Annotated in this window: 23 protein-coding genes; 11 read left to right on the top strand and 12 right to left on the bottom strand. The window is 67.6% G+C overall.

What is annotated here, in order from left to right; genetic code table 11:
* Positions 1–54 precede the first annotated feature (54 nt).
* The gene (locus MOM01_RS04375) at positions 55–405 is read left to right on the top strand and encodes a YtxH domain-containing protein (RefSeq protein ID WP_241384187.1); all 351 of its coding nucleotides are present in this window, start codon (positions 55–57) and stop codon (positions 403–405) included.
* A gap of 13 nt (positions 406–418) precedes the next feature.
* On the opposite strand, the gene MOM01_RS04370 is transcribed toward MOM01_RS04375, so the two are convergent.
* Positions 419–2,410 (bottom strand): S9 family peptidase, encoded by a 1,992-nt coding sequence (locus MOM01_RS04370; RefSeq protein WP_241384186.1) that lies wholly within the window; start codon positions 2,408–2,410, stop codon positions 419–421.
* 124 nt (positions 2,411–2,534) lie between these two features.
* Here MOM01_RS04370 and thiD point away from each other — a divergent pair, with 124 nt between their 5' ends.
* Complete coding sequence (thiD, locus tag MOM01_RS04365; RefSeq protein WP_241384185.1) at positions 2,535–3,326, top strand: bifunctional hydroxymethylpyrimidine kinase/phosphomethylpyrimidine kinase; 792 nt, start codon at positions 2,535–2,537, stop codon at positions 3,324–3,326.
* A 39-nt stretch (positions 3,327–3,365) separates the two neighbouring features.
* Here the strand turns inward: thiD and MOM01_RS04360 are convergent, their stop codons facing one another.
* Positions 3,366–4,721, bottom strand: coding sequence for a bifunctional lysylphosphatidylglycerol flippase/synthetase MprF (locus tag MOM01_RS04360; protein ID WP_241384184.1), 1,356 nt, complete (start codon positions 4,719–4,721; stop codon positions 3,366–3,368).
* A 327-nt stretch (positions 4,722–5,048) separates the two neighbouring features.
* Here MOM01_RS04360 and MOM01_RS04355 point away from each other — a divergent pair, with 327 nt between their 5' ends.
* From MOM01_RS04355 to MOM01_RS04340, 4 genes are read left to right on the top strand one after another with little or no spacing between them, the layout of a single operon-like run.
* Positions 5,049–5,354 (top strand): SAV_915 family protein, encoded by a 306-nt coding sequence (locus MOM01_RS04355; protein WP_241384183.1) that lies wholly within the window; start codon positions 5,049–5,051, stop codon positions 5,352–5,354.
* Positions 5,351–5,641, top strand: a complete 291-nt coding sequence (locus tag MOM01_RS04350) for a hypothetical protein (RefSeq protein ID WP_241384182.1) — start codon at positions 5,351–5,353, stop codon at positions 5,639–5,641. Before MOM01_RS04355 ends, MOM01_RS04350 begins: the two co-directional genes overlap by 4 nt.
* Positions 5,642–5,645: 4 nt before the next feature.
* Positions 5,646–6,395, top strand: coding sequence for a hypothetical protein (locus MOM01_RS04345; protein ID WP_241384181.1), 750 nt, complete (start codon positions 5,646–5,648; stop codon positions 6,393–6,395).
* Positions 6,385–7,407, top strand: coding sequence for a hypothetical protein (locus MOM01_RS04340; protein WP_241384180.1), 1,023 nt, complete (start codon positions 6,385–6,387; stop codon positions 7,405–7,407). The genes MOM01_RS04345 and MOM01_RS04340 overlap by 11 nt, the downstream gene beginning before the upstream one ends.
* A 37-nt stretch (positions 7,408–7,444) precedes the next feature.
* Here MOM01_RS04340 and MOM01_RS04335 read toward each other — a convergent pair whose 3' ends face one another.
* The 4 genes from MOM01_RS04335 to MOM01_RS04320 all read right to left on the bottom strand — a co-directional run bounded on the left by MOM01_RS04335 (position 7,445) and on the right by MOM01_RS04320 (position 10,920).
* Positions 7,445–7,870, bottom strand: a complete 426-nt coding sequence (locus MOM01_RS04335; RefSeq protein ID WP_241384179.1) for a hypothetical protein — start codon at positions 7,868–7,870, stop codon at positions 7,445–7,447.
* A gap of 374 nt (positions 7,871–8,244) precedes the next feature.
* Positions 8,245–9,057, bottom strand: a complete 813-nt coding sequence (locus MOM01_RS04330) for a class I SAM-dependent methyltransferase (RefSeq protein ID WP_241384178.1) — start codon at positions 9,055–9,057, stop codon at positions 8,245–8,247.
* 30 nt (positions 9,058–9,087) lie between these two features.
* The gene (locus tag MOM01_RS04325; protein WP_241384177.1) at positions 9,088–9,693 is read right to left on the bottom strand and encodes a GNAT family N-acetyltransferase; all 606 of its coding nucleotides are present in this window, start codon (positions 9,691–9,693) and stop codon (positions 9,088–9,090) included.
* Positions 9,694–9,702: 9 nt separating this feature from the next.
* Positions 9,703–10,920, bottom strand: coding sequence for a winged helix DNA-binding domain-containing protein (locus MOM01_RS04320; RefSeq protein WP_241384176.1), 1,218 nt, complete (start codon positions 10,918–10,920; stop codon positions 9,703–9,705).
* A 152-nt stretch (positions 10,921–11,072) separates the two neighbouring features.
* Between MOM01_RS04320 and MOM01_RS04315 the strand changes: the two genes are divergently transcribed.
* Positions 11,073–12,263: an NAD(P)/FAD-dependent oxidoreductase gene (locus tag MOM01_RS04315; RefSeq protein WP_241384175.1), complete on the top strand. Its 1,191-nt coding sequence runs from the start codon at positions 11,073–11,075 to the stop codon at positions 12,261–12,263.
* 10 nt (positions 12,264–12,273) lie between these two features.
* Here the strand turns inward: MOM01_RS04315 and MOM01_RS04310 are convergent, their stop codons facing one another.
* From MOM01_RS04310 to MOM01_RS04285, 6 genes are all read right to left on the bottom strand, one after another.
* A complete protein-coding gene (locus tag MOM01_RS04310; protein WP_241384174.1) occupies positions 12,274–12,837 on the bottom strand; it encodes a dihydrofolate reductase family protein in 564 nt (187 codons plus the stop codon).
* A 223-nt stretch (positions 12,838–13,060) separates the two neighbouring features.
* A complete protein-coding gene (locus MOM01_RS04305; RefSeq protein WP_241384173.1) occupies positions 13,061–14,086 on the bottom strand; it encodes a heme-dependent oxidative N-demethylase family protein in 1,026 nt (341 codons plus the stop codon).
* The gene (locus MOM01_RS04300) at positions 14,083–15,078 is read right to left on the bottom strand and encodes a PDR/VanB family oxidoreductase (RefSeq protein ID WP_241384172.1); all 996 of its coding nucleotides are present in this window, start codon (positions 15,076–15,078) and stop codon (positions 14,083–14,085) included. Before MOM01_RS04300 ends, MOM01_RS04305 begins: the two co-directional genes overlap by 4 nt.
* Positions 15,075–15,590, bottom strand: a complete 516-nt coding sequence (locus tag MOM01_RS04295; RefSeq protein ID WP_241384171.1) for a dimethylamine monooxygenase subunit DmmA family protein — start codon at positions 15,588–15,590, stop codon at positions 15,075–15,077. Before MOM01_RS04295 ends, MOM01_RS04300 begins: the two co-directional genes overlap by 4 nt.
* An 8-nt stretch (positions 15,591–15,598) precedes the next feature.
* On the bottom strand, positions 15,599–15,772 hold the full coding sequence (locus MOM01_RS04290; RefSeq protein WP_241384170.1) for a hypothetical protein: 174 nt from the start codon (positions 15,770–15,772) through the stop codon (positions 15,599–15,601).
* 224 nt (positions 15,773–15,996) lie between these two features.
* The gene (locus MOM01_RS04285; protein ID WP_241384169.1) at positions 15,997–16,614 is read right to left on the bottom strand and encodes a TetR/AcrR family transcriptional regulator; all 618 of its coding nucleotides are present in this window, start codon (positions 16,612–16,614) and stop codon (positions 15,997–15,999) included.
* A 179-nt stretch (positions 16,615–16,793) separates the two neighbouring features.
* On the opposite strand from MOM01_RS04285, the gene MOM01_RS04280 reads away from it, so the two are divergent.
* The 4 genes from MOM01_RS04280 to MOM01_RS04265 are packed head-to-tail and all read left to right on the top strand — an operon-like array spanning position 16,794 to position 22,140.
* Positions 16,794–19,208: an alpha/beta fold hydrolase gene (locus MOM01_RS04280; protein WP_241384168.1), complete on the top strand. Its 2,415-nt coding sequence runs from the start codon at positions 16,794–16,796 to the stop codon at positions 19,206–19,208.
* A 49-nt stretch (positions 19,209–19,257) separates the two neighbouring features.
* Entirely contained in the window at positions 19,258–20,019 is a 762-nt protein-coding gene (locus MOM01_RS04275) for an SDR family NAD(P)-dependent oxidoreductase (RefSeq protein ID WP_241384167.1), read from the top strand.
* Positions 20,012–21,403: an amidase gene (locus MOM01_RS04270; RefSeq protein ID WP_241384166.1), complete on the top strand. Its 1,392-nt coding sequence runs from the start codon at positions 20,012–20,014 to the stop codon at positions 21,401–21,403. Before MOM01_RS04275 ends, MOM01_RS04270 begins: the two co-directional genes overlap by 8 nt.
* Positions 21,400–22,140: an enoyl-CoA hydratase/isomerase family protein gene (locus MOM01_RS04265; protein WP_241384165.1), complete on the top strand. Its 741-nt coding sequence runs from the start codon at positions 21,400–21,402 to the stop codon at positions 22,138–22,140. Before MOM01_RS04270 ends, MOM01_RS04265 begins: the two co-directional genes overlap by 4 nt.
* Positions 22,141–22,154: the final 14 nt, after the last annotated feature.

The following is a 22,154-nucleotide window of genomic DNA, read 5'->3' as shown; positions in this document are numbered from 1 at the left end:
GGCAGAGACGGGCGCGCCGACCGCGGACGCCGATGACAGAACGGAGGAGCTGCCATGATGCGAGCACTGATCTTCGCTGCCGGTGCAGCCGCAGGATTCGTGGCCGGGACCAGAGCCGGTCGCGAGACGTACGACAAGATGCGAGGACGCTCGAACGAGCTGTGGCACAACCCGGCCGTGCAGGAGAAGGTCTCCGGAGCGGCGGCCGTCGTGAAGGAGAAGGCACCACAGGTCCAGGAGACGGTGGGTGCCCTCGCGGACAAGGCCGCCCACCGCGGTCAGAGCGGATCGGGTCAGCACGCGGCCGACAAGCCTGCCTCGCCGGTGGCCGAGACGAAGCCCGCGACCGACGAACCCACTCGCCCGCCCGCCGCGCCGGGTGAGACGCCGCGCAGCCCCGAGTAGAGAGTCGTGGCGGTCAGCCCAGCTCGTCCGGCAGGTCGAGCGGGCGGCCGAGCACGTGCTCGGACAGGAACGCGTCGACGGTGCGGTACCAGATCTTCGCGTGCTGCGGCCGGAGCACCCAGTGGTTCTCGGACGGAAAGTACAGGAACCGATGGGCCGTGGTGCCGTCGTCCTCTGCCGGGAGGCCCGATTCGTCGAGCAGCTCGTACCACAGGCGCAGCGCCTCCCCGATGGGCACGCGATAGTCCTTGTCGCCGTGGATGACGAGCATGGGCGTGACGATATGGGCGACGAACAGGTGCGGGGAGTTCTCCACCGCCATCTCCGGCGTCATCTCCCGCTGCCAGTACCAGGCGACATCCGTGGTCGGCACGAACTGGTCCAGTGCCCACAGACCTGCGTGGCTGACGATCGCGCGGAACCGGTCGGTGTGGCCTGCGATCCAGTTGGCCAGATACCCGCCGAACGATCCACCCATCGCGGCGGTGCGGTCCTCGTCGATGTCGTCCCGCGCGACGGCCACGTCGGTGATCGCCATCAGATCGGTGTAGGGCTCGCGGCCCCACCGGCCCCAGCCGCGCCGGATGAACTCGTCGCCGTAGCCCGTGGACAGCGCAGGGTCCGGCAGCAGCACCGCGTAACCGCGTGCCACGAGAAGCCACGGGTTCCATCGCCACGACCAGGTGTTCCAGCTGCTCAGCGGGCCCCCGTGCACCCACAGCACCAGGGGCGCCGGGTCGGCGGCGGAAGCGGTGTGCGGCAGCGCGAACCATGCTCGCACCGTCGTGCCGTCGTCGGTCTCGGTGTTCAGTTCCACCAGACGGCCCGGCAACTCCGGTAGCCGAGCAGGTGCGGGCAGAGGCGTGACGGCGCCGGCCTCGGGTCCTGCCAGCTCGATGCGTACCGGATGCGGGGGCGCCTCGTACGAGGCGCGCAGGGCGTAGAGCCGGTGGCCGTCGGGTGCGACGTGCACGTGGGTGTACGCGGCGTCGTCCGCGGTGAGCCGCTCGGGCCGCGGGTCCCCCAGCCGGTGCACGAACACCGGGGCGCGACCCTGGTCGTCGGCGGTGAGAACGAGCCCCGAACCGTCGGGCAGCCAGGCGAGCGACGTGGGACGCCTGTCCCACTCGGAGGCCTCGGCACTCGTGGTCCCCGATGCGATGTCGAGGACACGGACGGTCACCTTCGGCGGGTTCTCGGCGTCGCCGACAGATTCGTGCAGGTAGGCGAGCGTGGTTCCGTCGGGTGAGATCGCCGGCTGTGCCGCGTCACCGGTCACGTCGTCGACGAGCGGTGTACGCAGGCCGGTGCCGAGGTCGATCCGCACGAGACTCACGCGCCGCGACGCGCGCGGACCGGGGACCACCCAGGTCACGGCGGCGAACGAGCCGTCCGCGGCGATGTCGATCTTGGCGTCGCGCAGCGAGCCCCGAATGCCCGGAGTGAGATCGGTGAACCGGCCGTCCTCCGCCGGGACGAGCAGATGGGGCTGGTCGGGCCCGAGATCATGATCCCAGTAGCGCACGGGATAACCCGTGTGGAGAACTGCGGTGACCGCGCCCTCCTCGCGGACCTTACGGATCCGTTCGTCGTCCGAGTCGCTGTGGCCGAGAACGGACGCGGTGAGCAGGATCCGGTCCGCAGCGGACGCCGCATGTACGGACGCGAATCCCCCTCTGCGGGAGGCGAGCCGCTCGGCTTCCCCGCCCGCTGCAGGCAGGCGCCACAGCGACATCGGCGCATCGTTCTGACCCCGAGCGGCGGTGAACAGCAGGTCGCCGTCCGAGGTGAAGGTCGGATTCGACTCCCCTGCGCTGCCGTGCGTCAGGCGGCGTGCCGGCACGCCGCCGGTGGTATCCACCTCCCACAGGGCATCGGTGTACGAGGCGGCCTTCTCGTCGAGCGTCGACTGCACGATCACCAGCCGGCTTCCGTCGGGAGACATCGTGAGTGAGGTGACCCGCGGAAGCGCCAGGTAATCGTCGAGCTCGTCGAAAGCTGTCATTCCTCGGACGATAGCCGGGTGAGCGGCGGGCGGTCCGAAGGTCGCGGTAGGACCGACTGTAACCTGGTCGTCCGGCGGGTACATCCCGCGCAGCATCGTCTCCCAGCCCGAACGGAGCACTCACATGGTCGACCTCGCATACGTCATCGCCGGCTCGGAAGCGACCGGTGGCGCCGGTCTGCAGGTCGACCTCAAGACGTTCCAGCAGCTCGGTGTGTACGGCGTGGCCACCACCACGTGCATCGTCTCGTTCGACCCGAAGAACAACTGGGGGCACCGCTTCTTCCCCGTCCCCGCCGAGGTCATCGCGGAGCAGATCGAGGCGGCTACCGCCGCCCACGACCTCGACGTCGTGAAGATCGGAATGCTGGGCACACCTGCGACGATCGATGTCGTCGCCGAAGGCCTGAGCAAGCAGACTTGGCGGCACGTCGTGCTCGACCCGGTGCTGATCTGCAAGGGCCAGGAGGCAGGCGCGGCGCTCGACACCGACAACGCGCTGCGGGCGCAGATCCTCCCCCACGCCACCGTCGTCACCCCGAATCTGTTCGAGGCGCGCACCCTGTCCGGAATGGACGACATCACGTCGGTCGACGATCTGATCGAGGCCGCGCGTCGCATCCACGACCTCGGCCCCCGCTACGTCGTGGCGAAGGGCGGCGTCGAACTCGAGGGTTCCGACGCAGTGGATGTGCTGTTCGACGGGTCGGAGGTCACCTTGCTGACCGCACCGAAGGTCGGTAACGAGCGGGTCTCCGGCGCCGGCTGCACCCTCGCTGCTGCGATCACCGCGGAACTCGCGAAGGGCGCGTCGGTGGCCGATGCCGCCGCACGCGCGAAGGACTTCGTCACCTCCGGCATCAAGGGAAGGGTGTCGGCGAACACTCCGTTCGACACGGTCTGGCAGGGCGCCTGATCCGCCTGTCCCACGGCTCGTGTGCGATCGCGAGCCCGATCACGGCCGGGTGCTACGACCGGCGCCGTATTCACGATGGGGGACGAACTCGAAGGTGAGCATCGCCCATGCCGCAGGCACGAGGTACCGGAGCTTGAACAGGACGAAACGCCGGTCCGCTCCGGCATGGAACTTGTCGAGATAGCGGTACAGCGATTCGAGTGCGATGACCGAATTGCCGAGGCGGAGCGCCATGCGCACCGCGGACTGCCATCGGGCCGTGCCGTTCGGGCCGAGCAGGTCGGGGAACGGGGCGAATGCCAGCGAGACCGAGGTGCCTCCGGTCTCGCGGACGTGGTCGATGACGTCGACCGCCATCCGCTCGTCGGTGCCGTTCGGTGCCCGCGGGCTGCGCCACGGTACGTCGAGGCTCCATTCCTCGCCGTGACGGGCGGTGGCGTACCGCTGGAATCCGACCGGCTGCATGTCGCGGTCACGTGCGATGACCAGCATCATGCCCGGATACGTGCCGTCGAGGAGATGATCGAGGATCATCGAGAAGCCCCGTCGCTGATGCCCGGAGCGTGTGTGGGCCACGATGTCGAGCAATTGGTTCCGCACCTCGGATGACAGATCTCGCTCCGCGACGATCTCGGTGGTCACCCCCGCATTCCGGCTGCGGTGCACCGCCTGGCGCAGGTTCCGGAATCGCCGGCCGACGAGTGAGAAGTGCCCGACGTCCACCACGACGTCGCAACCGATGCACACCGATCTCATGGGTGTGCGACCCGGGCCCCCCGACCGCCACAACCGGGCGGTGTTCTCACTGGCTGCGAGGACCGCCACCCGCCATCCCCGATCGGACGCGAAGCGCGCGAAGTCCGACAGCAGGCCGCCGAATGCCGGTGGGTGGCCGACCGGGTCTCCCGACACCACCGCGATACCGGCGCGGGTGCGATACCCGATCGCAGCGGTGCGACCGGCATTGTAGAAATACGATTTGGACGAGTTCAGGGCGAACGGCGCCAAGGGGTCGCCGCGGCTCTCCTGGACGAGCGAGGCGATCCAGGCCGCCTCCTCGGGTTCCGGCCGACTCCCCACGGGAAGCACCAGCACGGGCCCCGACACGGCGATCGCGACGAATGCGACATGACTGTGCCCCCATGCATAGGCGAGACCTGCCACCAGGAGGCACAACAGGGCTGCTGCGGCATGGACACGGGTCACCGGCCGGCGCAACCACACGCCGCGGGCGACGAACGCTATCGCCACGGCGAGGGCGACGATGAGAACCGTGCTCCTGCCCGACCTGTACGCCGCGACCTCGAACACGATCATCGCCAGGAGATACAGGCGGAGTCCGGCGCGCCGCACGCCGGGTGCCGCCGAGGATGCGGCGGATTGCAGGGTCGTCATGGGCATCTCGATTCTCCGCGACATCGGGCACCCTCCGACCGTATGCCCGTCGAGCCCTCCGCTCCGTTGTTTCGGGTGAAGAGCGAGCACCCAAAGGAACGAAAAGGCTTATCCGGGCGCTCGATTTGTCCGTGGCTCCGGTCGTGACGGGGATCGTGGATTCGTCCGATCCCGGGCCGGATCCGGAATCGGAACGGGCTACCACCGAGAAGCGTCGTGCATGAGTGACGGCAACAGGACGAGGGCGGCGGTGACCTGATCTTGATAGGGTGTCGGCGTCGTCGACCGGGGGGTCGGCGGTTGCCGACACGATCAGGGGGGATCGTCGTGAACGACGCTGCGTCCATGTTGCCGCCGTATGTATATCTTCCGTGTGCAGAATCAGTTTCGGACCCGGTCGATGCGGTCCCCGATCTGCGGTTCCTGAGCGACGGCCGCATCGCACTCCTCGCGTACACGGCGCTCGATCGGTTGGTCTCGTGTTGTGGCGCTGCCCAGCCCTGGCTGGTCGTCCCCGCGCATCTGCTGTCCCGGTTCCGTGAGGTGTACTCGTGGGACGTGCTGGTCCTCGATATCGAGATCCCCGAGCACGAGCGGCGCGGGACCGGCATCGACAGGGCGGCGACACGATGACCATTCGTGTCGTGCCCGAGGAACTCGACCGGGCAGCCGCTCGATACGAGTCGACCGCGCTCACTACCGCCGCTGCGGCAGAACACTTTCCGTCGGCAGTGCACGCCGGTTCGGCCACTCCGGCACTCGTCGGGATGCTCGCGCAGGCCGCCACCGGGGTGGCCGGGCTCGTGCAGATGCTCGGCCTCACCGGGGGAATGCTCGCCGCGTGCGCCGACGCCTACCGCGAGGCCGACACCCGGACGGCGGCCGAAGTGGTGACCACGTGGTCCGAGAACGTCGAGTGACGCGATGTCGATCGATACCTTCGTCGCGGGTGATCCCGCAGCCATCCTTCGGGTCGGAGACCGACTCCGACGCACCGTCGCCGTAGCGCTCGAGGCAGCCGCGGACGACGCCGCCGCAGCACGCCGCAGCGCAGACGACGGGTGGGACGGTGAGGCGTCGGATCGTTATCTCCGCGAAGCCTCACGTCTCGTGGTTCGCATCGACACCGTGCACGGCGAGATACTCGAGGTCGCGGTCGTCTTCGATCGCATCTCGGCCGCACTCTCCTCCGTGCTGGACGACATGGCGGCCATCCGGCGACGCGCTTCGGCCGCGGGTCTCATGGTGGTCTGCGATGTGATCGGTGATCCGCCTCCCGGGTCCGATCCGAGCGTCATCCGTGCGTACGACGAGTGCGCTGCCGCAGCGGAGGATGTGCATGCGCGGTGGGCACGGGAGGTCGCGGCGGTGACCCATCGCTGGACGAGCAAGGCGTGGGCAGCGACGTTCACCATCACGACCGGGCTCGCTGCTTCGATCGTGGCGGGATCTCTTGCGGGAGCGGCGGTTCCGTTCATCGGACCCGTGGGCGGCGCACTGATAGGTACGACGGTCGGCATCATGACCTCCGGAGGCGTCGACCACCTCTACGAAAATTCTTCCACGACGGCTTGGTCCACAGTGAACGCAAGCATCGGCGAAGCAGAGGACGCGCTCCACGCACTGAAGGACCTCGGCGGAGCGGTCCTGGGGGGCCTTGTCGATGCCGAATGACGACGTGCCGGCAGACGCCGATCCCCCGGCCGGGCCCCGGAAATACGGAGGCCCCATCGTCTACTTCCAGATGCTGGGAACCCTCGTCCTGCCGGCCGTGGCGGCGGCCATGGTGGCCGCCGCCGCATTCGGGGGAGTTCCGGTCCGCGATCCGTTCTCGTTCGAGATCGCACACCCGTACCCACTCTCCGTCCCGCTCGGCGCGCTGTGTTTCGCAGTTCTCATAGCGATGCTGCCGGTTTTTCTTTTTCCGATGTACAGCCCCAGAACCGTTCCCGGCGATATCGCCTGCGGCAGGGACGACGGTGTTCCAGCGCTCGTGCTACGGCAGTCCCGCCTCATCTACAACCTGGCGGCGTATGTCGCGCTCCCCGTGATCACGGCGACGATCGTGTTCTTCCTGATGTACTCCGATTCGCTGTCCCCCGCCGAACACGCCGTCGCACTGTGGATCTTCATGCTCGTCCCGACGTGTGGATGGCAAACGGGCCTCGTCGTCCTGATGCTGCTGAGGCGCGTCGGGCCCGGTCGGATCGCTCTCCGCCACGACGGAATTCATATCCACGGCTACGGTGGAGACACCTGGATCCCGTGGGACAGCTTGTCTTCCGCCGACCACTCTGCCGACAACAGATCCCTCATCTTCTGGCTGCACGCCACCAACCGCGCCGTCGTCTCCTCCCGTGTCCCACGACCCTGGGTGAAGGTCGACCGAAATGCGGTGGACCACGTCCGCCAGGCACGACGCCACGTCGACGATCCGGCCGCGCCTGCCGGGGACCCGGGCTGGCTTTGCGTGTATGTGAACCGAGGGCCCTTCCGGATCGCGCCCGAGATCATCGACGCCGCGGTCGCGCGCTATGCCGACAACCCCCATGCGTGCAGAGAACTGCGCGATCCCGAGGCGATCGCCGCCACGGTCGCCGAACTGCGCGCCCGCGCCACCACGACATGGTGGCGATGTCCGACTCGCCCTGTTCGGGTGCCCTTCCTCGAGTCGGAACCGTTCTGACACCGACGCGCCCGACGTGCCGAGACCCCGGCCTGTCTCACCTTCGCCGGCCGGTCACGAGCCGGACCACCGCGACGAGCAGGGCGATGACCGTCCCGATCATGCCCACCACCAGCACCGCGCGGGCGATCGGATCCCACGGCACCGAACTGTCGTCGGGGAAGGTGAACGGGAAGACCTGCCATATCCGCACGAGCGCGTACAGCCCGATGCCGTTCACCACCAGGTCGCCCACAGCTTTCAGGCGTGGCGGGTCGACGGCGAGGTACACCGCATTCGTGACGAGGCCGGCGACGAGGGAGGCGTTCACCCAACCCAGAACGCGGGTGGTCTCACCGGTGAGGAAGGGAACTGCGTCCCAGCCCGGCCGCCTGTTCGCCAGGTACAGAAGCACCACCTCGACAACGATGCCGACGAGATAACCCGACTTGCGGCCGAGCGCGGATCGCTGCGCTGTCGCCATCGGCCCTCACCTCCCTTGGACGAGGAAGCTCTGCTGTTTCGGCGACGCGCGTGAGGCCCGGCGTGCGCAGCCTCTTCGCTATCGCCTCGGAAGCCCGACCGGTGAGCGACGGCCGAGCATCGAGCGGCGTTTCCATGCTAGGTGGGCGTGGTTCGGCTCTCCGCAGGATCCGACGAAACGCCCTCCTGCTCCGTGAATCCCCAGGAAACGCACCTGCGCACCGGGATTCGCGGAACGAGCTATGTGGACCCGGCGATCGCGCCACTGCCACCACGTCGAGGTGGGCGACGGCGCATGCTCACAATGCGCCTCGGGGAGAAATCCGGCGTACGACTCGGCGCTCGTCATACCCCGGCATCGTCCCATCCACGCTGTCACACCGCCGGGGCGGTCCCCCGCGCGTACCAGGCACGGGCATCGAGTGTGAACGACCCGGCCGGGAGGGCGTCCCTGCACGTTTCCCGGACCCGGTCCTTCTGCTCGTCGGACAAGGACAGCAGAGCCTGTCCGGATGGTCCGACACCGAAAGCGAAGGGTGTCCAGAAGTCGTCGAAGTCGGTATAGGGGGCTTCTGCCCTCACGGATCCGTCGACGACGTCCGTGAGTCCTGCGCGACGGAAGCGGTCCGCGATGTCGCCTTCCGATGTGCCCGCCAGGCGGGCTTCGCCCGCAGCAGTCGGTTCGACCCGTCTCACTGCCGTCCAGAACAATCGGAGCATCGTCATACCACCATGGGAGATGTCCCACATACACGCCGCCACGATTCCGCCCGGCCGGGTCACCCGCCTCATCTCGTGTACACCGCGTTCGGGATCGGTCATGAATCCGATCACGAGCGACGACAAGGTGATGTCGAATGTGCCGGTCGGCCACGGCAGTTCCTCCGCTACGCCTTCGCGGACGTCCGCTCCCGGGTTCCGCTCCCGGCATGCCAGCACGAATTGCGGTGCCGGATCGATCGCAGCGACGTTCGCGGGCCCTACCCGGGAGACGAGTTCCCGGGTGAGTCCACCGGGTCCACACCCCACATCACACACGCGTCGACCAGCGGTGACACCGACCGCATCGGTGAAGGCAACCGCCAACGAGGGTGTGTAGCGCCCCATGAAGCGGTCGTAATGATCGGCCGGCCCGGCGAACATCATGCATCCATTGGGCTCCTGCAGATTGCCCTGGTCAATACCCACGACCGACCGCACACGCCGGACCTCCGCGGCTCAACGAGGTCGGCGCCACATGCCCCAGAGCGTCGGCCCTCCCCCGGGGACGACGATCTCGTGGGTGACCTCGAACCCGAACCTCTCGTAGTAGGGGATGTTCTGCTCCTTGCTCGATTCGAGGTAGGCGGGGGCGTGCCCCGCGTCGGCACGGTCCAGCCCGGCTTCCATGAGCGCCGAGCCGAAGCCGGCGCCGCGTGCAGCAGGTGAGGTACCGATCGTCGACAGGTACCAGTGCGGCTCGGCCGGGTGGGCCGCGTCGAGAGTCTCGTCCACCTGCTGTCCTCGCCCGGAATTCCTGCCGAGTGCGAGCAGGAAGCCCGGCATGAGACGGAGCGAGGTCCACCGGTCGGTACGCCAGCGTCCCGGCGGCGCCCACATTGCCACACCCCCGATGCTCCCCTCGGACTCCACGATGTCGGTGGCACCCAGCGGAACCATGTGGTGGCGAGCGTCGGTCGCGAAGAAGCGGGTCATGCGCCGGATCCGCTGCTGTTCGTCCGGGAACATCCACATGAAGACAGGGTCGTCGAAGAACGCCTCGGCGAGTACCGGGGCGAAGACCCGGATATCTTCGGGCGTGGCGGTTCTCGATTCGACGGTCATGTGCGCAGCCTACGACGAGGGCCGGCCCGGACGGTCACCTTCGGTCGCGCCCGCGAGTTCCTTCGCGAGGGGTGTCGGGAATCTCGCCATGACCTTCACTCCCCCGAGCCACTCGTCGAGACGCGCCGTCTCCTGTTCGAGCACCGCACGGCCATCCGCTCCGATGTCTTCGAGCAGGTGCAGTTCGACGGATCCGGATCCGCTCTGCCACCACGTCCCGACGATCCGGCCGTCCCACCAGGCAGTGGGCCCGGCGTTGCCGTTCGCATCGAAGAGTTCACTCCTGTACGGGCCCAGATACCAGTCTCGCTCGGCCCATCCCATCACTGTGGGATCCAGAGCCGGCAACAGCGCTCCCCACGGTTCGACAGGAGTCTGCTCCTCGACGTCGTCGGACAGGAGGTATCCGGAGCGGCCGTCGAGATCCACCTCCACCACATCGAGTTCGGCAAGCGCCGCTCGCACCGCGGTGAGGGTGGACCCGAGCCACCACTTGATATCCGTCTCGGTCCCCGGACCGAAGGTCCGCAGCCACGATTCCACGAGTGCGCGGACACCGTCGGCTTCGTCGCACGGCTCGATGCCTGCGCCGAGCCACGATTCGGTCGACGTCCAGCTCGGCCGCGACACGCGCCACGATCCTTTGTTGGACGCTCGGACCACTCTGCCTTCGGCGGACAGCACCGTGAGCACGCGCGGGGCGAAAGGAACCTTGCCGCCCCACGACTTCCCGATCCCGTAGTCGATCGCGCCGTCGAGAAGAGGGATCTCGGAACGCAACTCGCTCGACGTCGCTTCGCGGCCGCCGGACAGGGCTTCGAGTACGTGGGCACTCACGTCGTCGAGCCACCGCCCTCCGTCGCGGTGGAGTCCGGCCTTCTCGACGTCCTTGATCACCTGCCGGCGTTGTGCCGCGGCGACTCGCGCACTCGCGCCCGCCTGCACGACCGACAGTGTCTCCCGCGGGACGACGAAGACCGTACGCCGCATCGCCATGTGCTTGACCAGGGACCGATCACGGTAGAGCGCGCGTTCGAGGTCGAGGGTCGTGAAGCCGTCGACCCGTGCCCACGCGGACAGGAAGACGCTGGCCGGATCGGTGCCGTGCAGGCACATCATGCTCGTGGTGGCGTCGACGGCACCGGATGCTCGACGGCCCGGATGCAACCGGTGCCTGACGGCCAGTCGTGCTCGTCGTTCGCTCGCGTCGACCCTTCGCGCACCCATGGACAGAGATGGTAGGTGCGCTGTCCGACACGAGGAATCCGAAATTTACGTCGTCGTCACACACCGGCATTCACTTTTGTTTCTCAACATGCAACATTGTTTATCGTCAATAGACATCGCGGCGATGCCGCGTCCGAGCTGTGAGGGAAGCCATGACAAAGAGTGCACGCGTGGTGATCGTCGGGGGCGGACTCGAAGGACTCGCGACGGCGTGGTCCCTCGCCGAACGCGGGGAAACCGACGTCCTCGTCCTCGAACGCGAAACCCTGTGCTCGGGAATGACCGGCAAGTCGAGCGGTATCGTCCGCTGCCACTACGGCGTCCCGTCACTCGCAGCCATGGCCTGGCACGGCGTCCAGGTGTTCGCCGAGGCCGAGGAGATCTTCGGTACCGACATCGGATTCCGGCAGACCGGCTACATCGTGGGGGTGGGTGAGAACAACACCGAACCACTCGCGGCCAATGTGGCGATGCACCGCGCCCTCGGCGTGCCGGTGGAGAACATCGACGCGAACGAGGTGCGCACGCTCTGGCCGGGGATCTCCCTCGACGACTTCGCCGCGTTCGCCTACGAACCACTCGGCGGTCACGGTGACGCCTACATGACCGGGATGGCGTACGGGACGAAGGCCCGTCGGCTCGGTGTGCGAGTGCAGCAGTCCACCGCCGTGGCGTCGCTCCTGCAGCGGGAGAACGGGGAGGTCTACGGGGTGCGCACCACGACCGGCGAGGACATCCACGCCGATACCGTGGTGCTCGCGACCGGAGTCTGGTCGCCGGCGCTCGGCGCGACCGCCGGCGTCGAGGTTCCGATCCGGGCGCAGCGTGAGCCGATCCTGCTCGTCGATCAGGGTGAACCCACGCCTGACGTGCCGACCTTCTCCGACCTGGTCAACCTGCACTATGTACGCCGCGAACCCAACGGCGATCTGCTCGTCGGCAACAGCGACCACTCCGCTCCGGAGTTCGCCGACCCGGACGACTACTCGAACCGCGCGACCGACGACTACATCGAGACCGCGATCGCCAAACTCGATCGGCTGCTCCCCGGCATGCCCGACCCGAGACTCTCGTCGACCTACGCCGGTTGTTACGACATCACGCCCGACTACAACCCGATCATCGGCCCGTCTCCCGCTCCCGGCCTGTTCCTGCTGGTGGGCTTCAGCGGACACGGCTACAAGATCTCTCCGGCGGTGGGCCGCCTCGCCGCCGACCTGCTGCTCGACGGCATCTCGAGTGATCCCACGGTCGACGGCGCCGACTTCCGGTACTCGCGGTTCGAGAAAGGCAAGCCACTCGCGAGCCTGAACCCGTATGTGGGGGCCGGCGAGATGCGGTAGACAGGTCCAGTCACCGCCTCGTCTCGTACCTGGTCTGGACGACCCCGCCGGGAAAGGTCTGCGTCTCCACCAGGTTCAGGTTCACCCAGTCGTCCAGCACGGTGAAGAACGGGGTGCCTCCACCCACCAGGACCGGGTGGGTGACGATCGTGTACTCGTCGATCAGTCCTGCCCGCATCGCTGCGCCGGCGAGCGACGCTCCGCCGACCCTCATCGGTTCGCCGTCCTCGGCCTTGAGCCGGGCGATCTCCGCGATCGCGTCGCCGGTGAACAAGCGGGTGTTCCAGTCGACCTTCTCGATCGTCGAGGAGAACACCACCTTCGGCGTATCTCTCCAGTTCCGCGCGAACTCGATCTCCGCCGGGGTGGCGTCGGGCTGCTGGTCGCCGGTCGGCCAGTGGGAACTCATGACCTCCCACAATGTGCGCCCGTACAGGAACAGGCCGATCGCCCGCTCCTGGTCGAGCCACCACCGGAACAGCTCGTCGCTCGGCGCACTCCATCCGCGGTCGTCGCCGGGCGCAGCGACGTAGCCGTCCAGTGTCAGATTCATGCCGTAGATCAGTTTCCGCATCGCGTCGCACCCCTTCGTCCGGCGGTCTCGGAAGTTCAGACCGGTTCGGCACACGAAAATGATCGGACGCGGCCCGGTTCGACGATGCCGGCGAATCGGCGTCCACCCCGGATACCGGCGATCTCGGCCGAGGGTGACTGCAGGTGCGGTCATCCACCCGTCGCGTCGCCTCGCAGTGAGGGCAGCAGACCGTCACGCACTCCACGGACGTATCCGGAGACATTCACGCTCGCACACCCCCGTAGCTGCGCAGCCAGCGCAGGGCCGGCTCCCGGGTGCGGGTGATGCCCTTGTACTCCGCCATGTCGTCCGGCAGTTCGTCGAGCACACGGTAGAGCCGTTCGGACCACTCCGGCACCCGGGCGATGTCCTCCACGGGCAGCAGATGGGTGCGGATGAGGAACATGATCGCGCCGGAGACCTCGAGACGCACGAGGTGCTGGACCTCGACACGCAGGTTCAATCGTCGCCCGACATCCTCGAGTGGACCCTCGGCGAGCAGGCGACGGTCCCTGCCCCACTGCGGATAGGTCTCGGTGGACTGGTCGAGCCTGCGGTCGACACTGAGCGACCAGTTCGTACGCCGGTAGCGCTGACCGGGCTGCAATCCCATGAGGAATTGCTGTGCGCGGGGGATCACCCCTTCGGTGTGGACGCGCGGGACCGGTCCGTGGATCTGCAGAAAACTCATGCCGACGTCGAAGCGCAGCGACCAGTCGGCCGCGAAGGTCACCAGTCCGGCGTCCCCCCAGAGCGCACCGTCGCGCTGATCGAGCAGAACGACGTCTTCCTGGACGTGCCGGCCGATGAATCGCAGAGGTGCTTCCGGAAGGGTGGACCTCTCACCGAAGACGAAGGCCTGCTCGACGTCGAGTGCCCGGTTGGTGAAACGCCGAATCGCGCCGTCGCGCTCGAGAGAGAAGGTGCGGGGATCCGCCTCGACGAGCATCCGCATCAGGGTGACCATCGCGTCCCATTGCGCGACCTCCATGTGCGGCAGAGCCTGGAACCGCGTGGGGTCCTCGGCGAGCACCCGCTCTCGTTCGGCCAGGTCGCCGCGATAGTGGGCGTCGACATCGACGGGATGCGCGCCCCACCGGCCGGCGGCCGTCTCCACCGTGCTGCCGGCGGGTTCGACGTTGGTGCTGTACCGATAGCTGTCGCGGGGGAACGGAAACGGGAAACGGACGATCCGATCGGGAAGATCGGCGTTGTCGTCGCGGACAGCGAACGCTGTTGCCGTACTCACAGATCCAGCTCCAATCGTTGTCCGCTCGCGCGGGAGACACAGGGCATGAGGCAGTCTCCTGCCTCCTTCTCCGCCGCGGTCAGGTACAGATCGCGATGATCGATCCCACCGCTCACCACAGGAAGCCGGCACTCGCCGCACACTCCCTGCCGGCACAGATTGGGTACCGCTGTCCCGTGGGTCTCGAGCGCTTCGAGCAGGCTGACACCGGAGTCGACCTCCACCTCGCTTCCGCTGCGCCGCAGGTGTGCGGTGAACGGGGTGCCGGGATCGAGGTCGCCGACGCCGAAATGCTCGTAGTGGACGCGCGCGCCGGGCCAGCCCGCACGGTGTGCACGTGTCGTGAGCTCGTCGATGAGCCCCGCCGGTCCGCACACGTACAGGTGCGTGCCGATGGGCTGGTCGAGCAGCACCGGACCGATGTGCTCCCGGAAGCTGTTCGAATCGGTACAGGTGTGCAGCCGCGTCCCGCACAGTCGGCGCAGTTCCTCCAGGTGCGGGCCGTCGCCGGCGCGGAAGGTGTAGTGCACCTCGAACGATCGCCCCCACTGCACGGCGGCGCGCACGTGCGAGAGGACGGGTGTGACACCTATTCCGCCTGCGACGAGGACGTGGTGACGGGCGGCGAGGACCGGAGCAAAGGCACTGCGGGGCGTACTCACCTGCACCGGATCCCCCACCTGCAGCCGATGGATCCACCGCGAACCGCCCCGCCCCTTCTCGTCGAGCCGCACCGAGATCCCGTAGTGATCCGGTTCGAATCCGGGACCGGTGAGAGAGTAGGAGTTCCGGCGTGGCCGTCCGTCCGGACCGGTCCCACAGGTGACGACGATGTGACTGCCCGGTGTGAACGACGGCAGGACGCGGCCGTCGGGTGCGGTCAATCGCACGTGCCGCACGGTCGGTGACACTTCGGTGGTCTCGCCGACCGACAGCACCAGGCCGGTCGCGACGGGTGTGTTCCCCGCCTGGTTCTCGGAGAGCAGGGTCATGGACGTTCCTCCGCGTCGGACATGAATCCGAGATAGGCACCGTGCAGGCGCGAGACGTGGTGGTAGACGACGAGTTCCGTGCGGCAGTTCGGACAGGTGGTGCACCGTCCGACCTCGACGGTGGCGAGATGGGCCGTATGGCAGTGCGCGCAGTACACCGTGCGGTCGGTGGAATCGACCGGCACCGGAAGGATTTCCGCGTCGAGCAACCCTCCCGCCACTGCTGCGGCCGTGGCGGAGAGAACCGCCGCTTCGGATCCGACGAGAACGAGACGCCACCCGACGCGGGCACCGCCGAGTCGACTGCCGAGTACGCGTGCGGCGGTCTCACCCCACTCGGCGGGCAGACACATCCAGTCCGTCCGGCAACCGTCGAAGGACGACAACAACTCTCGTGCCCGAGTCGCAGCGTCCGCACCGAAGGACAGGATCGTGACGGTCCGCGCCCCGGTGGCGATGTGCCGCTCTTCGTCCCACCGCGGCACACTGGTGGTGCCCGGACAGACACTCATGGCGTCGCCTACGGCGCGACGGACAGGAGGCCGGCGTAGTACGCGAGCGCCCCGCCGGGTCTCGGACGGACGTCGCCGATATATCCCTTCGCGTCGGGGAATTCGCCTGCCGGCATCTGCGGAAGTGCCGTCCGGAAACCGGAACTCACGCGAAAAGCCGGCGCAGTGGTGGTGTCGGGCATGAGGACTCCCTCGAGCAGTGCGGAACACCCCGATGAGGCGAGAACGTCGATCGCTGACGTGAAACAGACAGTAATGAGGCGAAACGCGGGGATGGTTGCCGCTCGGTTAACGCGTGTAACCGATTCCGCTCGGACCCGACGACCTCCGGGCCGCGGACACGAAGGCCCGCGGCCGAGCACGGCAAGCGATCACGCGAACGACGTCGCGCGCGGGAGATCTCGCGTCAGTGATCGTCACCGAAGAAGGCGCGGTGCCAGATGCGGGTGACGATGTTCGCGCCCTCTTCGATGGGCATGGGCGCTCGCTGCATCTCCTCCTGCGCGTACCAGACGTACGCCGATTGCTCGACCATGCAGGCGAGGGCCTCGACCGTGCCTCTCACATCGACGCCGTCGACCACTTCCACCGCGCACTTGAGCTTCAGGACCGTCGTGAAGCGATCGATGTGCCGGTTGCGCATCTGCCACCAGAAGTCGCGGAACCGCGGGTCCACATTCGCCGCTTCGACCAGCGTGCGCATGATGTCGCGGTTGTCGTAGTAGTGCGTCAGATAGCCGGTATTCGCTTCGAGAAGTGCCTGGTACGGGTCATCCTCGATGCGGTGTTCGGTCGCACCGCTGGCGCGGAACAAATCGTCGTGAGTGTCGGCGATCAACGCGGCGAACAAGTCTTCCTTGTCGCTGAAATATCTGTACAACCCCCCGAGTGACATTCCCGCTTCCGTCGCCACACCGCTCATGGTGGCGCCGACATATCCGTCGCGGGCAAAGACCGAGCGCGCGGCCTCCAGCAGTTTGGTGCGGGTGCGACGCCCCTTGGTGGTGTTCGGCTGGTGCGGCATGTCCCTCCTTTCGTTGCGGGCATCGTAACCGCTCTACACAGTCGTCATCATTGTTTACAAAAAAGCGACGTCACTCTCTTGACGTGAGCCACGTTACCCCACAGAATCGTTCCAACACCGCCGCGACCGCCTCTCGGACCGCGCCTTCTGCATCCGGCTTCCACCGAAACGGAGTCTTCGTGAATTCCCGTGCAACCACCCTCGCCCCCGCCCTACCCGGCGAGCGCCCGACCGCCGCCGGCGCCCGGACTCCCCTCGATCTGTTTCTCGGGCACCTCGCGCACGACCCGCACGCCGTGGCGGTCTGCGACGATCGGGGTCATTCCCTCACTCGCGCAGACCTGTGGGAACTCGCAGGTGACATCGAACGAGAATTCGTTGCCCACGGATTGAACGCCGGTGACCTGGTCATCCTCTGCATGCCCAACTGGACCGAATGGATGGCCTCCTATCTCGGAGCAGTACGAGGTGACCTGATACCGGCGACCTTGCCGGTCACCACCGACCCGAAGTCCATCGCCTACACCGCACAACTCGTCGGAGCGAAGGCCGTCGTCCTGCCCGGATCCCACCGTGGCCGCGATTTCGCCGCCGAATCCGCAGTTCTGGCAGAAGAACTCGGACGCGAAATCCACGTGCTGCTCGTCGACGGCACCGACGGCACCCGCACCTGGCGCACCTTCGCCGGTCCACCGGTCGCTGTTCCCCCCTATCCGGAGGGCCTCGCCCACGTGCTCTTCTCGTCGAGCACCACCGGCAAGTCGAAGGCGATCGCCCACTCGGAGTCGAGCCTGAGTGCCTACAACCGGATGGTCATCGACCGCTACGAGGTCTCCGGGGAGCACCCGATCTTCATGCCCTCACCTCTCGGGCACAGCACCGGCTTCTGGCACGGCGCGCGGATGTCGCTGATGACCGGTGCCGCGCTCGTCCTGCAGGACGCCTGGGACCCGCGACGCGCTCTCGAACTGGTCGAGCGGTACGGCTGTGAGATCACCGTGGCAGCTACGCCGTTCCTCAAGGATGTCGTGGACACCGCATGGGACTCGGCCGCTCCCAAGCTCGCCGGGATGCGCATCTTCCTGTGCGGTGGTGCACCCGTCGCACCGAGCCTCATCGAACAGGCCCAGGAGCAGATGCCCGGCACCCGGATCGCCGCGATCTGGGCGATGAGCGAGGGCGGGGCCACCTCGAGCCTGCCGGACGATTCCGTCGAACTCGTCGCTCGCACCTGCGGGAAGGTGATGCCCGGCGTCACCCTCGAGACGATCGACGACCGTGGCGTGATCGCTCCCCGCGGCACCGACGGCGAGATCGTCATGCGGACGCCGTCGCTCTTCCTCGGATACATCGGTCAGGACGAGCTGTACCGCAACTCCTTCACCGCCGACGGCTGGTTCCGCACCGGTGACACCGGAATCGTCGACGACAACGGCTATCTGCGTCTGACGGGCCGCCTGAAAGACCTCATCATCCGCGGCGGAGTCAACATCTCCCCCGTCGAGATCGAGAACGCGCTCTCCGGTCACCCACAGATCTCCCGAGTGGCCGTCGTGGGCAGTCCCGACGAGCGCCTCGGCGAGCGGATCTGCGCCGTAGTCCAGTCTCTCGGCGACGCTCCGTCCTTCGACGAACTGATCGGCTGGCTGTCCGAGCGCAACGTCCCCCGCCGGCTGTGGCCGGAGTCGATCCGCATCGTGTCGGCGATGCCCGAGACCCCCGCCGGAAAGATCCGCAAGAACGTGCTCAGAGAACTCGTTTCGTCAGGAGACAGCATGACCGCGAACATCGACAGCGTCACGACGCAGACCGTCACGCTACGAGACATCGACGTGACCTACACACGTGCCGGCCAGGGCCCCGCGGTCGTCCTGATCCACGGACTGGCCGAGGACCACCGCAGCTGGCGCGCCGTGCAGGCAGCCGACCTCGGGGTCACCACCTATGCCTACGACCTCCGTGGGCACGGCCGCACCACCGTCGGCTCCCCCGCCGGGACTCTCACCCAACTGCGCGACGACCTGATCGCCTTCCTCGAGGAGATCACCGGTCCCGCGATCTGCGTCGGCTTCTCCCTCGGTGGCACCGTGGTGCTGTCGGCAGCAGCAGAACGTCCCGACCTCGTCACCGAGGTCGTCGCTCTCGGCACATCGAGCGTCGTGGGCCGCGGCGCAGCAGGCTTCTACGCCGGACGCATCGACTTGTTCCGCGGTACCGACCGTGCAGAACAACAGGCGGCACTGCGCGCCGACACCGCCGCGGCCCTGCACAATCCCGCTTCCGACCTCGATGCCGTCACCGCATTCCGGCTCGACGCCGTCGGGGAAGCACACGGTTACATCAACGCCTCCACCGCGATGGCGGCTCTGGTCGAGTCGCCGCTCACTCCCGAACTGTCGAGGATCGGCACCGAGGTTCCGGTCACGATCGTCGGCGCGGACAACGACACCTTCTGCCCCAGGAAGGCGGCGGACATCATCCTCGGTGCGATCGAACACGCGACCTACCACGAGATCACCGGTGCCGGTCACTTGATGCTCGTCGACCAGCCCGAACAGTCGATCGACCTCCTCCACCGCATCCTCGGTTCCTGACGAACCCGACACGACATCTCCCGATCATCAACACCTTCCGAAAGGCCCCATGATGCAGGAACGCCCCACCGCCCTCGTCACCGCCGCCGCGGGCGCAGGGATCGGCGCCGCGATCGCCACCCGCCTCGCCGCAGACGGTTTCGATGTCGTCATCACCGACGTCCACGAGCGCCGCAGCAAGGAACTCGCCGAGAAGCTGGCCGCCGAACACGGCCGCTCGTTCGACCACTACGTCCTCGACGTCACCGACGAGTCCCGGGTCGACACCGTCGTATCCGAGATCGCCTCGTCGAAAGGCCGACTCGACGTTCTCGTCAACAACGCCGGCTGGAGCAAGATCGAACCCGTCGCCGAGATGTCCTCGGACACGTGGAAGCGCTGTCTCGACGTCGATCTGAACGGCACCTTCTACACCATGCGGTACGCGCTTCCGGTGATGCAGCAGAACAACTCCGGCGCGATCGTCAACATCAGCTCGATCGCCGCCTACGAGACCAGCACCGAGCACGGTGCCGCCTACTCCGCCGCGAAGGCCGGCGTCCTCGCTCTGACACGCGTCGCCGCCGCGGAGAACGGCAAGCACGGCATCCGGGTCAACGCCATCACCCCGGGCCTGATCTACAACGACTTCCTTCGCAAGATCTACCCGGACGAATTCTTCTCCGGCTACGCGGAGAACCGGTCCCTCGTCGGGCGCGTCGGACGCCCCGAGGACGTCGCCGGTCTCGTCTCGTTCCTCGCCGGACCCGACGCCGGTTACGTCACCGGTGAGGTCTACGGCATCAGCGGCGGGGTGCACCCGCATGGCTGACAACCCGTTGCACCTGCCCATCAGGGAGCTGACCGACGCCTACGCGCGCGGCGATCTGGACCCTGTCGATGTGACCGAGCAGACCCTCGACCGGATCGAACGGATCGATACCGAGGTTCGCGCCTACGTCACGATCACCGCCGATCTCGCTCGCCGGCAGGCCGCAGACGCGGCCGAACGCTACCGCCGCGGAGAGCGCGCACCACTGCTCGGAGTTCCGGTCTCCGTCAAGGACGCCTTCCACCTTGCCGATACCGAGACCGGACTCGGGTCGCTGACCCAGCGGGGACGCGTCGCCCGTTCGGACTCCGGGGCCGTGGCCCGTCTGCGGGCCGCGGGGTCCGTGATGCCGGGTAAGACCCACGTTCCCGAGTTCTGCCAGTCGGCCACCAGCGAGAACCTGCTCGGACCCGAAACCGGCAACCCGTGGGACGTCTCCCGCACGCCGGGCGGCTCGAGCGGTGGTGCCGCGGCGTCGGTCGGTGCCGGTCTCGCCACGATCGCGCTCGGCTCCGACGGCGGCGGATCCATCCGGATTCCCGCCGCTTTCAGCGGGCTCGTCGGGTACAAACCCACCACGGGACTGTGCGCGGACGAACGCGGATTCCGCGCGATGACGGACTTCGTCACGGCCGGACCACTCGCCTGGACGGTCGACGATGCCCGCATCATGGTGGAGGTTCTCGCCGAGGTGGAGCTGGCGCGCGCCTCGGCACCGAACCGGCGGATCGCGTACTGCCCCCGCCCCGACGGTCGTCCCGTCGATCCCGCTGTCGTCCACGCACTGGAATCGGTTGCCTCCACACTGTCGGATCTCGGTCACGAGGTGATCGAGACCGACGTGCCGATCCAGGGCTGGAACGAGATCTTCGGACCGCTCGTACTCGACGACGAACTCCGCGAACGCGCCCATCTGCTCGAACGCCCGGAACTGCTCACTTCCTACGAACACGCCAGCCTGCGGGCGGCATTGCGGCTGACCAGCGCGGACGTGGCCGTCGCACGTGAGGCTCTCGGCGACTTCCGGAGGCGCATCGACGGCTTCCTCCACCGCTTCGATGCGATTCTCACTCCGACGGTGGCCACGGTGGCCTTCCCCCACGACCAGCGCCCGAAGATCATCGACGGCGAGAAGGCGGATTGGCTCTGGGGAGCGTTCCCGTTCACGTCACCGTTCAACGTGGCTGCCACGCCGGCGATCTCGATTCCGGCGGGCGTTCACGACGGGCTGCCGATCGGTGCACAATTGGTCGCCGCCCGGGGACGCGACGCCGACCTGCTGAACCTCGCCGAATCCCTCGAATCGGCCCTCGCATTCGATTACACACCGGTGCGAGAACGCTGGGCCGACGCGACGGTCCCGGAACCGGAGCCCGTCCCGTGACCGCCGGGCTCGATCTCCGGCGGCACGGGAGCGTCCTCGAGATCATCCTCGACCGCGCGGAGCGACGGAACGCGTTGTCGCGCGCACTGCTCGTCGAACTCCGGCAGGTCTTCACCGATCTCCCGGAGGACGTCCGCGCCGTGATGCTGACGAGTTCCGGCCGGGTGTTCTGCGCCGGTGCGGACTTCGCAGACCTGACCGGCACATCCGCCGACCTCGACTACGACCGGGATCTCGAGGGCGCATGCTCGGCGATCCGCACCAGCGCGGTCCCGGTGATCGCGGTCGTGGACGGCCCGTGCGTCGGCGCGGGCGTCGAACTCGCCACCTCCTGCGACGTCCGGATCACCGGGCCGAAGGCCTGGTTCCGGGTCCCTGCGGTCGAGCTCGGCCTGCTCTACAACCCGCAATCGATCCGCCGGCTCCATTCCGTGCTCCCCCGCACGACGATCACCCGGCTGCTGGTCCTCGCCGAACGGTTCGACGCGGCGGACGCCCTGGGCAGCGGACTGGTCACGCACACGGCCGACGGTGATTCCCGCGAACACGGACTCGCACTCGCCGAGCGACTCGCCGGCCTTCCCCGGGACGCACTCGCCGCCACCCGGTCCCTGCTCCATCGGCTCGACGACGGTCACTACGACGACGTCGAATGGCAAGGAGCGCGAATCCGTTCGATGGACAGTCCCGATCGTCACGCCGCCGTGAGCGCCGCCGCAGCGCGGCACGGCGCCTGAAGTCTCCCGACCCT

This window comes from Rhodococcus sp. CH91 (assembly GCF_022554085.1).
Lineage (GTDB): Bacteria > Actinomycetota > Actinomycetes > Mycobacteriales > Mycobacteriaceae > Rhodococcus.
Note: the sequence above shows the minus strand (reverse complement) of the source record. Positions and strands in the feature narration are given on the sequence as shown.

Excerpts from the sequence above, each read along its gene's own strand:
- MOM01_RS04375 (WP_241384187.1), top strand. The coding sequence starts at position 55 with ATGATGCGAGCACTGATCTTCGCTGCCGGTGCAGCCGCAGGATTCGTG.
- MOM01_RS04370 (WP_241384186.1), bottom strand. The coding sequence starts at position 2,410 with ATGACAGCTTTCGACGAGCTCGACGATTACCTGGCGCTTCCGCGGGTC.
- thiD (WP_241384185.1), top strand. The coding sequence starts at position 2,535 with ATGGTCGACCTCGCATACGTCATCGCCGGCTCGGAAGCGACCGGTGGC.
- MOM01_RS04360 (WP_241384184.1), bottom strand. The coding sequence starts at position 4,721 with ATGACGACCCTGCAATCCGCCGCATCCTCGGCGGCACCCGGCGTGCGG.
- MOM01_RS04350 (WP_241384182.1), top strand. The coding sequence starts at position 5,351 with ATGACCATTCGTGTCGTGCCCGAGGAACTCGACCGGGCAGCCGCTCGA.
- MOM01_RS04345 (WP_241384181.1), top strand. The coding sequence starts at position 5,646 with ATGTCGATCGATACCTTCGTCGCGGGTGATCCCGCAGCCATCCTTCGG.
- MOM01_RS04340 (WP_241384180.1), top strand. The coding sequence starts at position 6,385 with ATGCCGAATGACGACGTGCCGGCAGACGCCGATCCCCCGGCCGGGCCC.
- MOM01_RS04335 (WP_241384179.1), bottom strand. The coding sequence starts at position 7,870 with ATGGCGACAGCGCAGCGATCCGCGCTCGGCCGCAAGTCGGGTTATCTC.
- MOM01_RS04325 (WP_241384177.1), bottom strand. The coding sequence starts at position 9,693 with ATGACCGTCGAATCGAGAACCGCCACGCCCGAAGATATCCGGGTCTTC.
- MOM01_RS04320 (WP_241384176.1), bottom strand. The coding sequence starts at position 10,920 with ATGGGTGCGCGAAGGGTCGACGCGAGCGAACGACGAGCACGACTGGCC.
- MOM01_RS04315 (WP_241384175.1), top strand. The coding sequence starts at position 11,073 with ATGACAAAGAGTGCACGCGTGGTGATCGTCGGGGGCGGACTCGAAGGA.
- MOM01_RS04310 (WP_241384174.1), bottom strand. The coding sequence starts at position 12,837 with ATGCGGAAACTGATCTACGGCATGAATCTGACACTGGACGGCTACGTC.
- MOM01_RS04300 (WP_241384172.1), bottom strand. The coding sequence starts at position 15,078 with ATGACCCTGCTCTCCGAGAACCAGGCGGGGAACACACCCGTCGCGACC.
- MOM01_RS04295 (WP_241384171.1), bottom strand. The coding sequence starts at position 15,590 with ATGAGTGTCTGTCCGGGCACCACCAGTGTGCCGCGGTGGGACGAAGAG.
- MOM01_RS04290 (WP_241384170.1), bottom strand. The coding sequence starts at position 15,772 with ATGCCCGACACCACCACTGCGCCGGCTTTTCGCGTGAGTTCCGGTTTC.
- MOM01_RS04285 (WP_241384169.1), bottom strand. The coding sequence starts at position 16,614 with ATGCCGCACCAGCCGAACACCACCAAGGGGCGTCGCACCCGCACCAAA.
- MOM01_RS04275 (WP_241384167.1), top strand. The coding sequence starts at position 19,258 with ATGATGCAGGAACGCCCCACCGCCCTCGTCACCGCCGCCGCGGGCGCA.
- MOM01_RS04270 (WP_241384166.1), top strand. The coding sequence starts at position 20,012 with ATGGCTGACAACCCGTTGCACCTGCCCATCAGGGAGCTGACCGACGCC.